The organism is Micromonospora sp. NBC_01405 (genome assembly GCF_045040155.1).
Lineage (GTDB): Bacteria > Actinomycetota > Actinomycetes > Mycobacteriales > Micromonosporaceae > Micromonospora.
Genome location: NZ_CP109532.1, coordinates 1460718 through 1474136, shown reverse-complemented (window position 1 = coordinate 1474136; position 13419 = coordinate 1460718). Strand labels below are relative to the sequence as shown.

At 72.7% G+C, this 13419-nt stretch carries 12 protein-coding genes; 8 read left to right on the top strand and 4 right to left on the bottom strand.

The annotated features are described in order from the left end of the window. Positions 1 to 93: 93 nt before the first annotated feature. Positions 94 to 1947, bottom strand: coding sequence for a glycosyl hydrolase (locus OG559_RS05770; protein WP_405113193.1), 1854 nt, complete (start codon positions 1945 to 1947; stop codon positions 94 to 96). A gap of 148 nt (positions 1948 to 2095) precedes the next feature. On the opposite strand from OG559_RS05770, the gene OG559_RS05765 reads away from it, so the two are divergent. The 4 genes from OG559_RS05765 to OG559_RS05750 all read left to right on the top strand — a co-directional run bounded on the left by OG559_RS05765 (position 2096) and on the right by OG559_RS05750 (position 7541). Then, positions 2096 to 3064, top strand: coding sequence for an aldo/keto reductase (locus tag OG559_RS05765; protein ID WP_405113191.1), 969 nt, complete (start codon positions 2096 to 2098; stop codon positions 3062 to 3064). 63 nt (positions 3065 to 3127) lie between these two features. Then, positions 3128 to 4573, top strand: a complete 1446-nt coding sequence (locus tag OG559_RS05760; RefSeq protein WP_405113189.1) for a magnesium chelatase — start codon at positions 3128 to 3130, stop codon at positions 4571 to 4573. 3 nt (positions 4574 to 4576) lie between these two features. Beyond that, positions 4577 to 6529, top strand: coding sequence for a vWA domain-containing protein (locus tag OG559_RS05755; protein ID WP_405113187.1), 1953 nt, complete (start codon positions 4577 to 4579; stop codon positions 6527 to 6529). A 526-nt stretch (positions 6530 to 7055) separates the two neighbouring features. Next, positions 7056 to 7541 (top strand): hypothetical protein, encoded by a 486-nt coding sequence (locus OG559_RS05750; RefSeq protein WP_405113185.1) that lies wholly within the window; start codon positions 7056 to 7058, stop codon positions 7539 to 7541. A gap of 67 nt (positions 7542 to 7608) precedes the next feature. Here OG559_RS05750 and OG559_RS05745 read toward each other — a convergent pair whose 3' ends face one another. Beyond that, positions 7609 to 7893: a DUF427 domain-containing protein gene (locus tag OG559_RS05745; protein WP_405113183.1), complete on the bottom strand. Its 285-nt coding sequence runs from the start codon at positions 7891 to 7893 to the stop codon at positions 7609 to 7611. Between the two features lie 84 nt (positions 7894 to 7977). Here OG559_RS05745 and OG559_RS05740 point away from each other — a divergent pair, with 84 nt between their 5' ends. The 4 genes from OG559_RS05740 (at position 7978) to OG559_RS05725 (ending at position 11376) form a co-directional block, all read left to right on the top strand. Next, positions 7978 to 9375 (top strand): FAD-binding oxidoreductase, encoded by a 1398-nt coding sequence (locus OG559_RS05740; RefSeq protein WP_405113181.1) that lies wholly within the window; start codon positions 7978 to 7980, stop codon positions 9373 to 9375. Then, positions 9372 to 10715, top strand: a complete 1344-nt coding sequence (locus OG559_RS05735; protein WP_405113179.1) for a class I SAM-dependent methyltransferase — start codon at positions 9372 to 9374, stop codon at positions 10713 to 10715. The genes OG559_RS05740 and OG559_RS05735 overlap by 4 nt, the downstream gene beginning before the upstream one ends. Before the next feature lie 66 nt (positions 10716 to 10781). Continuing rightward, a complete protein-coding gene (locus OG559_RS05730) occupies positions 10782 to 11153 on the top strand; it encodes a hypothetical protein (RefSeq protein WP_405113177.1) in 372 nt (123 codons plus the stop codon). Next, complete coding sequence (locus tag OG559_RS05725) at positions 11146 to 11376, top strand: hypothetical protein (protein WP_405113175.1); 231 nt, start codon at positions 11146 to 11148, stop codon at positions 11374 to 11376. The genes OG559_RS05730 and OG559_RS05725 overlap by 8 nt, the downstream gene beginning before the upstream one ends. On the opposite strand, the gene OG559_RS05720 is transcribed toward OG559_RS05725, so the two are convergent. Next, positions 11359 to 12666 (bottom strand): ISL3 family transposase, encoded by a 1308-nt coding sequence (locus OG559_RS05720; protein WP_405110601.1) that lies wholly within the window; start codon positions 12664 to 12666, stop codon positions 11359 to 11361. The two genes, OG559_RS05725 and OG559_RS05720, sit on opposite strands and share 18 nt — an antisense overlap. Positions 12667 to 12790: 124 nt before the next feature. After that, positions 12791 to 13372 (bottom strand): dihydrofolate reductase family protein, encoded by a 582-nt coding sequence (locus tag OG559_RS05715; RefSeq protein WP_405110598.1) that lies wholly within the window; start codon positions 13370 to 13372, stop codon positions 12791 to 12793. Positions 13373 to 13419 lie beyond the last annotated feature (47 nt).

Below are 13419 nucleotides of genomic sequence, written 5' to 3'. Positions count from 1 at the left end.
GCCACCGACCCTATCGCCGCCCTCCGGTGGCCGGGAGGTTCGCGCCCGCGCGGTGGCGGTGCCGGCGCGAACCTCCCGGGCCGTCGGGACCGGTCAGGCCGGGGTGCAGGTGGGCGTGGGAGTCGGGGCGGACCCGCTGCCGATCAGCCCGAGGGTGGCGGTGCCACCCGGGGCCAGCCGGCCGTTCCAGCCGACGTTGCGGGCGGTGACGGTGTTCCCGCTGGTCGACACGGTGGCGTTCCAGGAGTTGGCCACGCTCTGACCGGCGCCGAACGTCCAGCGGACCGTCCAGCCGGTGATCGGCGCGGTGCCCGAGTTGTGCACCGTCACCTCCGCCTGGAAGCCGCCGGGCCACTGGTTGACCAGCTTCCAGCTCGCCGTGCAGCCCGCCGGTGCGGTCGGGGTCGGGGTCGGGCTGGTCGGGGTCGGGGTCGGCGTGGTGGGCGTCGGGGTCGGTGAGCCGGTGGGGCTGACGGTCGGGCTCGGGCTGGGGCCCGGGTGCTTCCAGTCGCCCAGCTCGTCGAGGGTGAGCACGTGCGGGTCGTCCCGGTATACCCGGCGCAGGAAGTCCAGCGAGTTCCACCGGCCGTCGGTGAGGAAGTCGCCGGACCAGGTGACGAACCAGCTCCAGTCGGCCCGGTAGATGCGGGTCAGCTCCGGGTCCGGAATGGGTCCCACCTCGCCCAGCGCGACCAGCTTGCGGTCGCCGCCCAGGGACACCAACCGGTCGTACGACCCACTGAGCGGCCCGTGGTCGCCGACCGCCGGGTACGAGTCGACGCTGACCACGTCCACCACGTCGTTGCCCGGGTACCAGTCGGCGGAGATCGAGTTCCACACCCAGATCAGGTTGGTGAGCTGGTGGTGGTTGGTGAGCCGGTCGTACATCAGCCGGTAGAGCTGCTTGGCCGGGCCGGGACCCTTGGCACCCCACCAGAACCAGCCGCCCTCGGCCTCGTGCAGCGGACGCCAGAGCACCGGTACGCCCGCGTCGCGCAGCCGGGTGAGCTGGACGGCGATCGCGTCGATGTCCCGGATCAGCAGCCTGTAGTCGGCGGAGTTCGGGTCGGCCAGCGCCGCCGCCACGTCGAAGGTGGTGGCGTCGGTGTAGAAGCCGCGCCACCACTCCTTGCCGGGGGTGTCGATCAGACCGCTCGGCGCGTTCCAGTGCCAGGCGAAGGTGACGATGCCGCCCCGGGCGTCCCAGGCGAGCGCGTTCTCCACCTCGGTGGAGGTGGTGCCGCGTTCGACCCGGCTGGGCGAGTAGTCCATCAGGTCGAGGCCGGCGATGGCCGGGGCCTTCCCGACGTTCTCCTCCAGCCAGCGCACCCCACTCATGTCCTGCTGGCCGGAGATCAGATCCTTGCCGTAGTGCGCGGCCAGGTAGCGCATCAACGCCCGCGCCGGGGCGTCGGCTGCGGGGTTGACCAGCGCGCCGGTGACCTGGTGCGGGGGCGGGGCGCTGACCGGGGCGAGCCGGATCGCGTCGATCTCGTACCAGCCCCAGTTGTTGCGTACCGTGATGGTGTTTGCGCCGGCGCGTAGCAGCACCTTGCCGGCCGCGACGGTGGCCCATTCGGTGCTGGCCGGCAGCACGACGTCGCCGTTGCCTGCGCCGTTGAGCAGCAGCGAGGCGGTCTTCTGGCCGTACGGCGCGCGGTAGGCCACGGTCAGCTCGAACAGGCCGCCGGGGGAGTTGGGCACGGGGATGGCGACCTGGTCGTCGGCGGCGTCGAAGCCGGCGACGTAACCGGTTCCGGAGTAGCCGGCGGCGGCGGTCTCGACGGTGACCCCGGTGAGGGTGCCGCTCTCCGCCTCGTACACGGTCGGGCTGGCCGCCGAGGCGGCCGGGGCGAGGCCCGGGATCAGGGGCGCGAGCAGCAGCAGGGCGGCGGCCAGTGCCAGCCGGGCGGGACGGGACCGGAGGCGGGGACGGGGACGGGTCATGACGGGCTCCCGGAGCGGTAGCGGTGAATGGAAGCGCTCCCACAGTCGATCCACGGCTATCTGTTTGTCAACCCGACCGATAGGAAGAATCGCCCTCCTGCGCGGAATCTCCTGATAAGGTGCCCTACCTTTCGCGTAGTTTCGGGGGATGCGCTTCGTCCAGCTCGACACCCCCAAGCCCATCTCCAAGATTGGCCTCGGCACCTGGCAGTTCGGCTCGAAGGAGTGGGGCTACGGGCCCGACTACGAGCGCCGGGCGGCGGACATCGTCCGGCGGGCGCTCGACCTCGGGGTCACCCTGTTCGACACCGCCGAGGTGTACGGCTTCGGCCGCAGCGAGCGAATCCTCGGCGCGGCCCTCGGCGACGACCGGGGCAGGGTCGTGGTGGCCAGCAAGATCTTCCCGCTGCTGCCGGTCGCCCCGGTGGTGCAGCAGCGGGCGGTCGCCTCGGCGGCCCGGCTCGGCGTGCGCACCATCGACCTGTACCAGGTGCACCAGGCCAATCCGGTGGTCGCCGACACCACCACCATGCGGGGCATGCGGGCGCTGCAGGACGTCGGCCTGGTCGCCGAGGTCGGGGTGAGCAACTACAGCCTGCGCCGCTGGCGGTTCGCCGAGGCCGCGTTGGGCCGCCGGGTGCTCAGCAACCAGGTCCGCTACAGCATGGTCGACCGTGGGCCCGAGAAGGACCTCCTGCCGTACGCGGAGCAGGCCGGCCGGATCGTCATCGCGTACAGCCCGCTCGCCCAGGGTTTCCTGTCCGGCCGGTACGACGCGCGGAACCCGCCGAGCGGGGCGGTGCGCCGGGCCAACCCGTACTTCCTGCCGGAGAACCTGGAGCGCGGCGCCGCGCTGATCGGCGCGCTGCGCGAGGTGGCCGACGCGCACGACGCCACACCCAGCCAGATCGCCCTGGCCCACCTGCTGCGCCACCCCAACGTGGTGGCCATCCCCGGTGCGTCGAGCGTGGAACAGGTGGAGCGCAACGCCGCCGCCGCCGAGATCGACCTGGCCGACGACGAGTACGCGGCGCTGGCCGCCGCCGCCCGCGCCTTCCGCCCGGTCACCGGCCTCGCGGCGGTGCCGAAGCTGATTCGCGCCCGGGCGGGAAGGTGAGGGCTCAGGCCCGTGCGGGCGACGGGGCGGGGCGACGGGCTGTGCCGCGCTAGCGTTGGTCGGGTGACTGAGCCCAACCAGGTTCTCCCGGTCCCGCCCGCCGACCTGCCCGCCACCCTGGGCGAGTTGCGGGCCGCCGGGCACCGACACCGCACGGTCAAGCAGGAACTCCGAGACAACCTCCTCGCCCGGATGCGCACCGGCGAGGACCGCTTCCCCGGCATCGTCGGGTACGACGACACGGTGCTGCCCCAGGTCGAGCGGGCCCTGCTCGCCGGCCACGACATGGTGCTGCTCGGCGAGCGCGGCCAGGGCAAGACCCGGCTGATCCGCTCGCTGGCCGCGCTGCTCGACGAGTGGACCCCCGTGATCGCCGGCTCGGTGCTCAACGAGCACCCGATGCACCCCCTCACCCCCGCCTCCCGCGCCCTGGCGGAGTCCGCCGGCGACGACCTGCCGGTGGCCTGGCTGCACCGCTCGCTGCGCTACGGCGAGAAGCTCGCCACCCCGGACACCAGCGTCGGCGACCTGATCGGCGACGTGGACCCGATCCGGATCGCCCAGGGGCGCACCCTCGGCGACCCGGAGACGATCCACTTCGGGCTGGTGCCCCGCACCAACCGGGGCATCTTCGCCATCAACGAGCTGCCCGACCTGGCCGAACGGATCCAGGTGGCGCTGCTCAACGTGTTGGAGGAGCGGGACATCCAGATCCGGGGCTACCAGCTACGGCTGCCGCTGGACCTGTTCCTGGTGGCCAGCGCCAACCCGGAGGACTACACCAACCGGGGCCGGATCATCACCCCGCTCCGGGACCGGTTCGGCGCCGAGGTCCACACCCACTACCCGCTGGAGCTGGAACTGGAGCTGGCGCTGATCCGGCAGGAGGCCGACCCGGTCGGCGAGGTGCCGGAGCACGTGCTGGAGGTGCTCGCCCGGTTCGCCCGCGCGGTCCGTGACTCGCCGTCGGTCGACCAGCGCTCCGGTGTCTCCGCCCGGTTCGCCATCGCCGCCGCCGAGACGGTGGCCGCCGCCGCGCTGCGTCGCACCGGCCTGCTCGCCGCCGGCTCCGACCCGGCGTCCGAGGCGCCGGTGGCCCGGATCGGCGACGCCGTGTCGGTGACCTCGACGCTGCGCGGCAAGGTCGAGTTCGAGAGCGGCGAGGAGGGACGGGAGATCGAGGTCCTGGATCATCTGCTGCGTACCGCCACGGACGACACGTTCCGGGCCCGGATGGCCGGGCTGGACCTGTCCGGCTTCACCGCGCTGGTGGACGACGGCCGGGTGGTCGAGACCGGCGAGCTGGTCGCCTCGGCCGAGTTGCTGCGCCAGGTCGGCACCGTGCCGGGGCTGGCCAAGGCGCTCGACCGGCTGGGGATGGGCGACGCGCCGACGCCGGAACAGGCGGCGGCCGGTGTGGAGTTCGTCCTGGAAGGGCTGCACCTGACGCGCCGGCTCGGCAAGGACGTCACCGACAGTGGGCGCACCGTCTACGGCAGCCGGGGCTGAGCCGTGGCCGGCAACCGGTTCCGGTACGGGCAGTGGCACGGCGGGCCGGACCCGCTCGCCCCGCCGTACGACGTGCGGGCGGCGGTGGACGCGGTCGGCGCGGAGATGCTGGCCGGCGGCAGCCTGCGCAACGCGCTGCGCGACCTGCTGCGGCGCGGCCTGCAGGGCAGGGGCGGACTGGACGACCTGGCCGCCCGGGCCCGGCGGCTGCGCCGGGAGACGCTGCGCCGGGGCGACCTGGACGGCGCGGTGACCCGGGCCCGGGCGCTGCTCGACCAGGCCCTCGCCGCCGAGCGGGACGAGCTGCGCGGGCGCACCGACGAGGCGGCCCGGTTCGCCGAGGCGGTGCTGGACAACCTGCCCCGGTCGACGGCCCGCGCCGTGCGGGAGCTCTCCGGGTACTCCTGGGCCAGCGCCGAGGCCCGGCAGGCGTACCAGCGGATCCTCGACGGGCTGCGCGGCGACGTGCTGGAACAGCGCTTCGCCGGGCTGCGGGACGCGGCGCGGGCCGCCGCCGATCCGGCCGCCCAACGGCAGCTCGCCGAGATGATGCGCGACCTCAACGACCTGCTTGCCCGGCACGCCCGGTCGGAGGACACCACCGACGCGTTCGCCGAGTTCATGCGCCGGCACGGCGAGTTCTTCCCGGAGCGGCCGAAGGACGTCGACGAGCTGGTCGACGTGCTGGCCCGGCGCGCGGCGGCGGGGGAGCGGCTGATGCGGTCCCTGTCGGACCGGCAGCGCGAGGAGCTGGCCGGCCTGATGCGCCAGTCCCTCGGCGACCGGCTGGCCGGCGAGCTGTCGGCGCTGGACGCGAACCTGCGGGCGCTGCGACCCGACCTGAACTGGAATCGGGGCGAGCGGGTCCGCGGCGAGCAGTCGCTCGGGTACGGCGAGGCGGCCGACGCGCTCGGTGAGATCGCCGAGCTGGACGAGCTGCTGGACGCCCTCGACCAGGACCAGCCCGGGGCCACCCTGGACGACGTGGACGTCGACGCGGTGTCCCGGACGCTGGGCCGCGACGCCGCCGACGACGTGCGCCGGCTGCGGGAACTGGAACGGGAGCTGCGCCGGCAGGGCTGGGTCACCCGGGACTCCGACGGGCTGACGCTGAGCCCGAAGGCGCTGCGTCGGCTCGCCGGCACCGCCCTGCGCCGGGTCTTCGCCGACCTGACCGCTGGGCCGCGCGGCCAGCACGACCTGCGCTCGGCCGGGGCCGCCGGCGAGGCGAGCGGGGCGTCCCGGCCATGGGAGTACGGCGACGAGCAGCCGCTCGACGTGGTGCGCACCCTGACCCGGGCGGTCGCCCGGGCGGGCCCGACGGTGCCCGTCCAACTCGCGGTCTCCGACTTCGAGGTGGCGGAGACCGAGCGGCGGGCGTCGGCGGCGGTGGCGCTCTGCGTGGACCTGTCGTACTCGATGATCTCGCAGGGGCGGTGGGGGCCGATGAAGCAGACGGCGCTGGCGCTGTCCCACCTGGTGGCGACCCGGTTCCCGCAGGACGCGTTGCAGATCGTCGGCTTCGGCCGGGAGGCGGCGCCGCTGACCCAGGCGGAGCTGGCGGCGGTGGAACCGGACCTGCAGCAGGGCACCAACCTCCAGCACGCGCTGCGGCTGGCCGGCCGGCACCTGCGCCGCCATCCGGGCGCGGAGCCGGTGGTCCTAGTGGTCACCGACGGCGAGCCGACCGCCCACCTAGACCCCGACGACGGCGAGGCGTACTTCAACTGGCCGCCGCTGCCGGAGACGATCGAGGCCACGATCCGGGAGGTGGACCGGCTGACCCGGGCCGGAGCCACGCTCAACCTGTTCATGCTCGGCGACGACCCGGGCCTGCGCCGCTTCGTCGACGCGGTGGCCCGCCGTTCCCGGGGCCGGATGTTCACCCCGGACCTCGACGACCTCGGCGAGTACGTGGTCAGCGACTACCTCCGCGCCCGCCAGGGCCGCCGCTGACGGTAGGGCCGAACCCGTCGTCAAAGTGGCCCTGCTCACGGCGTGCCCTCTGCTCGCGACGTGCCCTCTGCTCACGGCGTGCCCTGCGCCGGGCTGGTCCGCTCCGACCGGCCAACCCCTCCGTCGCTCCCTATGGAGCTGCCCCGTTTGTGCTACCGCCGACCACGGGACGGTTCGTGCTACCGCCGGGCCGGCCCTGGGACGGTTCGTGCTGCCGCCGGCCCGGTAGCGCAGACGGGGCAGCTCCATAGGGAGCGCGCAGCGCCACCCGGGCGCTTGCAATCTCGACCGTGGTGCCCGGGCCGACGGCGTGGGGCGACCACCGGCTCCCGGCCGTCACGTCGGCTCCCGGCCGTCACGTCGGCTCCCGGCCGTCACGTCGGCTCCCGGCCGTCACGTCGGCTCCCGGCCGTCACGTCGGCTCCCGGCCGTCACGTCGGCTCCCCGGGCCGGCCTCGTCCCCTTCCGGGTGAACCGGGCGCGTCCACCAGGGGGAGGACGGCGGGGTGCCGGGTTGACTGGGGGCGTGGAGACCGGGCGGCTGCGGCGGACGTACGACGAGGTGCTCGCCGAGGTGGACGCGGGCGGGTTCGAGTCGCCGGATGGCGGGGAGCTGAGCGCCGAGCAGATCGTGGCGCACCTGGCGGCCAACGACGAGCTGATGAGTGAGGCCACCGAGGCGGTGCTGGCCGGGTCGCCGTTCGCGTACTACGACCTGGAGACCGTGCACCGGCCGCAGCTCGACGCGCTGGTCGCCGAGTGCGGCGGGCTGGCCGGGTTGGCCACCATGCTGCGGGGCACCAGCCAGAAGCTCTGCGTACTGGTGGACCGGCTGGGTCCGGCGGCGGCGCAGACGCTCGTCGAGACCCGCCTGCACGAGGACGTTGACCTGCGGGTCGACGAGGCGCTGCCCTGGGGCCGCACCCTCGACCTGCACACCCGGGTCCACCTGCCCAAGCACCTCGCCCAGCTGCGCGCCCTACGCCCGGAGCTGCGCGCCCACCGCGGCTGACGACCGCGTATATCCGCCCGCAAGCGCCTGGGCGTGGGTAAACCCGTCCCCCAAGCGGGCGTCGGGGCTAGTCGGTGATCGTGACGTCCTTCCAGAAGGCCACCCGGTCGCGCACCATCTCGGCATCCGGCTTCGGCTCCGGGTAGTACCAGACCGCGTCGGCGCTGGTCCGCCCGTCGTGCGTCAGCGTGTAGTACGACGCGGTGCCCTTCCAGGGGCAGAAGGTGTGCGTCGACGACTCCCGGACCAGGTCGTTGCGCAGGGCGGTGCGCGGGAAGTAGTGGTTGCCCTCGACCACCACCGTGTCGTCGCTTTCGGCGATCACCAGGTCGTTCCAGATGGCTCTCGGCATGCTGCCCACGGTATGCCGCGTGACGTGGGAACGGCCACCGTGGACGTCCCACGGGATCGACCCTCTCGCGCGTACAGTGATCGCATGTGTGCTGTCCGTGTGGATCATGGGGTTGACCACGACGGAGCGGTGGATCTGCTGCGGCGGTCGTATGCCGCGGTCCCCGCCGGTGAGACCGTGCGACTGGCCAAACGCACCTCGAACCTGTTCCGCCCGAGATCGGCGCCGAGCGCCCCTGGGCTGGACGTCAGCGGCCTCGGCGGGGTGATCGGAGTCGACCCCGAGGCGCGCACCGCCGACGTGCAGGGCATGTGCACGTACGAGCGGCTGGTCGACGCCACCCTGGCGCACGGGCTGATGCCGCTGGTGGTGCCGCAGTTGCGCACCATCACCCTGGGCGGCGCGGTGACCGGCCTCGGCATCGAGTCCACCTCGTTCCGCAATGGCCTGCCGCACGAATCCGTCCTGGAGATGGACGTGCTCACCGGCGCGGGCGAGATCGTCGCCGCCCGCCCCGACGGGGAGCACGCCGACCTCTTCGCCGCCTTCCCCAACTCGCTGGGCAGCCTCGGCTACGCCACCCGGCTGCGCATCGAGCTCGCGCCCGTGCGTCGGTACGTGGCCCTGCGCAACGTACGTTTCACCGACCTGACCGCGCTGACCGATGCCATCGGCGAGGTCACCGCCACCCGGTCCTGGGGCGGGGAGCCGGTGGACGCGATGGACGGGGTGGTGTTCAGCCCCGGCGAGGCGTACCTGGTGCTGGCGGCCTTCACCGACGACGCGCCGCAGGTCAGCGACTACACCGGCCAGGGCATCTACTACCGCTCGCTGCGCCGGCTCACCCGCGACTGGCTGAGCACCTACGACTACCTCTGGCGCTGGGACACCGACTGGTTCTGGTGCTCGGCGGCGTTCGGGGTGCAGCACCCGGTCGTCCGGCGGGTCTGGCCGGCCCGCTGGCGGCGCAGCGACGTCTACCACCGCCTCGTCCGGCTGGAGCACCGGCACCAGGTCGCCGCGCGCATCGACCGGCTGCGCGGCCAGCCCGCCCGGGAGCGGGTGGTGCAGGACGTGGAGATCCCGCTGGAGGGCATGGCCGACTTCCTGCGCTGGTTCGCCCGCGAGGTGCGGATGTCCCCGGTCTGGCTCTGCCCGCTGCGGCTGCGTGAGCCGGCCGGCCCCGGATCGGCCCGACCCTGGCCGCTGTACCCCCTACGCCCCGGGCAGAACTACGTCAACATCGGCTTCTGGGGGACCGTGCCGATCGCCGAGGGCGCCGCCGACGGCGACGTCAACCGGCTGATCGAGCGCGCGGTGTCCGACGCGGGCGGCCACAAGTCGCTCTACTCGGACGCGTACTACGACCGTCAGGCCTTCGACCGTCTCTACGGCGGCGAAACCTGGCGTGCGGTGAAGGACCGTTACGACCCGGACCACCGGCTCACCGGACTTTACGAGAAGGCGGTAGCACGAGAATGAGCCTGACCGATCGAGAACAGGGGGCGGCGAGCGTCCCGTCCACTCCGCCGGCCGGCGGCCGGCGGCCGGCGCCGACCGTGTCCGACGTGGTCCGCGCCGTCACGGCCGGACCCCTGCCGGTGCGGATCACCGGGTACGACGGCAGCGCCGTCGGCCCCGCCGACGCCGGGATCACCCTGGACATCCGCTCCGAGCGGGGCCTGTCGTACCTGCTCACCGCGCCCGGCGACCTGGGCATGGCCCGGGCGTACGTCAGCGGCGACCTGGCCCTGGACGGGGTCCACCCGGGCGACCCGTACGAGGCGCTGCGGGTGCTCAAGGACGAGCTGAGGCTCCGCCCGCCGGCATTGGCCGACGGGCTGGCCCTGGTGCGCGGGCTGGGCTGGGAGCGGCTGATGCCGCCGCCGCCCCCGCCGCAGGAGGCCGCGCCGCGCTGGAAGCGGGTGATGAACGGGCTGCGCCACTCCCGGTCTCGGGACAGCACCGCCATCTCGCACCACTACGACGTCTCGAACGCCTTCTACGAGAGGGTGCTCGGCCCCTCGATGACGTACACGTGCGCGGTGTTCCGCGGCCCCGACGACACGCTGGAGCAGGCCCAGGCCGCCAAGTACGACCTGGTCGCCGGGAAACTCGCGCTCAAGCCGGGGATGCGGCTGCTCGACGTGGGCTGCGGCTGGGGCGGCATGGTCCGGCACGCGGCCCGCGAGTACGGCGTCAAGGCGCTCGGGGTGACCCTGTCGAGGGCGCAGGCGCAGTGGGCGCAGGCGGCGATCGAGCGGGAGGGGCTGACCGATCTCGCCGAGGTGCGGCACCTGGACTACCGGGACGCGCCGCGCGAGCAGTTCGACGTGGTCTCCTCGATCGGCCTGACCGAGCACATCGGGGTGCGCAACTACCCGGTCTACTTCGGCGCCCTGCGGGACCGGCTGCGGGCCGGGGGCCGGCTGCTCAACCACTGCATCACCCGGGCCGACAACCGGGCCCCGCACCGCTCCGGCGCGTTCATCGACCGGTACGTCTTCCCCGACGGCGAGCTGGCCGGCCCGGGCCGGCTGATCAGCGAGATCCACGACGCCGGGCTGGAGGTGCACCACGAGGAGAACCTGCGCCAGCACTACGCGCTGACCCTGGCGGGGTGGTGTCGCAACCTGGTGGCGAACTGGGACGAGTGCGTGGCCGAGGTCGGCGAGGGCACCGCCCGGGTGTGGGGCCTGTACATGGCCGGTTCCCGGCTGGCGTTCGAGCGCAATGGCATCCAGCTGCACCAGGTGCTGGCCACCCGCAACGGCCCGGACGGGGTGAACGGCTACCCGCTGCGTCCGGACTGGACCGCCTGACCACCGTACGACGAAAGGGGCGGCCATCCCCGGCCGCCCCTTTCGGCGGCCGGCCTGGCCGAGCAGGTGGCCGAGCGCAAGGTGCGCGGCATCAGCGAGGGCATCTACCAGGCGGCCGCCCGGTCCTACTGGCTCTCGCCCCGGCTCGTCGGCCGGATCGGCGGGCTGCGCCGGGCCCGCGACGAGCTGAGCCTCGGCCACCTGCTCGACCTCATGGAGGAGGTTCAGGCGGACGTCGCCGCCCTGGACCGGGCCGCTCCCGAGCTGCCCTCGATCGGGGTCTCCGGGGAGATCCGGGTGCCGGCCGAGCGCCGGCAGGAGTTCCTCGCCGACCTGCGCACCACGCTGCAAGAGCTGTTCACCCGCTACGGGGGCGCCGAGGGGGACGCCTTCAAGCTCGCCGTGGCCTGTTATCCCAAGGGAGAAGACCGTGACTGAACCGATGATCCTGCGCGCCCGGCTCGCCGCACCCGTCGAGGCCGTGCACAGGGCCCTCACCGACCCGGCCGAGCTGCGCGTCTGGCTGGCCGAGCACGCCGAGGTGGAGCTGCCCCACCGGTACGCGTTCTGGGGGCGCTACACCCCGGAGGGCGACGCCCCGCACCAGCGGCTCCTGCACGCCGACGAGCGGATACTGGGCTCATCACAGATGAGGGTGTAGTTGAGGTCTGAAGCCGCCGGTCTCGAGCAGGGATCGGGCGATGTAGTTGGTGAGATTGCGGAAGCCGAGGGCGGAGCCACGCAGGTGCTCGAGCCTGCCGTTGATGGCCTCCGTCGGTCCGTTGGACGTTCCAGGTCGGTCGAAGTAGGCCAGCACGTCGGCCGCGCGCTTCTTCAGCGTTCGACCGAGTGTGATGACCTCGGTGAGGGGCTTCGGCACGCCGTGGCTGATCGAGTCGATGAGCTTGACCATCAGCTCGCGGCCACGACCCCGGTCCTGCTCGCGGTAGGCCTCGATCATCCGCTGGTAGATCCCCCAGGTGGCCTCGACCTCGACATGGGCATCGTCGGCGAACAGGGCGGCGAGCCGGTCGGTCTGCTTGTCGGTGAGCAGGTCGGCGCCGGTGTGCAGGGTCCGGCGGGCGGAGTAGAGCGGGTCATTCTTCATCCCGCGGTGGCCGTGGATGGCCTGCTGGACCCGGCGGCGACACCGGTCGAGGGCGTCGCCGGCCAAGCGGACCACGTGGAAGGGATCCATCACCGCAACCGCGTCGGGGAGTTCCTCGGCGGTGGCGGTCTTGAAGCCGGTGAACCCGTCCATCGCCACCACCTCCACCCCGTCGCGCCACGTCTGGTCACGGTCGGCGAGCCAGGACTTGAACGCCTGCTTTGAGCGGCCCTCGACCATGTCCAGCAGCCGAGCGGGTCCGGTGCCGTCACGGATGCCGGTCAGGTCGATGATCACGGTGACGTACTTGTCGCCGCGGCGGGTGTGGCGCCACACGTGCTCGTCGACCCCAATCGCGGCCACGCCGTCGAACCGGGTGGCGTCGTTGATCAGCACCCGCTTGCCTTCGGCCAGGACAGCGTCGTTGGCGGTGTTCCACGCGACCCCGAGTCCCTCGGCGACCCTCGCGACGGTCAGGTGCTGACACACGATCGCCTCGAGTGCCCACCGCAGCCCGCGACGCGACAGCTTCGCTCGCGGCTCAGCCGCGAGGCTGGTGTCCTGGCGCCACACGTGACCGCAACCGGTACACCGGTAGCGGCGCACGGTCACCACGAGGGTCGTCGGCCGCCAGCCCAGCGGCTCGTGGGCAAGCTCCCGGGTCACGGTGTCGCGCGGTATGCCTTTGCAACCACAGCGACGGCACCACTGGTCCGGTTCGACGACCCGGCATGCCAGCACCGCACGGTCGGGCTTGAGTCGTTGGCCGGTGACGGCCAGGCCGAGCTCATCGAGCCGGCAGAACTTGGTCAGGTCAGGGCAGGCAAAGGCAGCGTCAGACAAGTCGAGGTGTGCCAATCTGGAAGACCACGACTTCCATGCCGGGGCAGCGATGCACAAACGCAGCCGGAGGCCCGATCTCGTGTCACCGCCGCAGCGGACTTCTTCGCGTACCCACTCAGATCGGTCATCGGCGCACCCGATAGCGCAGGTGAAGCACCCGGTTGCCCTGAACAACTACGTCTGGGCCTTCCAACAGGTGCTGCGCGTCGACGGACCCGAAGTAGCGCTTGCCGGAGCCCAGCACGACGGGTGCGACGTCCATGCGTACCTCGTCGACCAAACCTGCGGCGAGCATCTGGCCGCCGACGTCGCCGGCGGCCACCTCGACAGTGCGGTCACCCGCAAGCTCTCGCGCCTTGGCCCCGGCTGCCTCGATGCCGTCGACAAAGTGGAAGGGCGCCTGGGGGTCCCAGCCCTCGGGCGCACCACGGTGACTCACGACGACCACATGGTCGATCCCACTCGGAGGCGTCCCATCCCAGCCGTCTGTGATGTCAAAGACGTGACGGCCGGCGATCGTCACACCGATCTCGTCCCAGTACGGCCGGATGTGGTCGTAGGACGCCTGCGACACCTTCAGAACGCCACCGCCGTCCAACGGCACGTCACCGCTGACCAGCCACTCGAATATCGGACCGGGATCGTCGTTCTCAGCTGCGATGAAACCATCCACCGAAACCGACGCGTTCATGACCACTTTGCCCATGGATTCCTCCTCTGTTGGGAGTCCCCAGTCTTGTGCGGCGTGAGCTG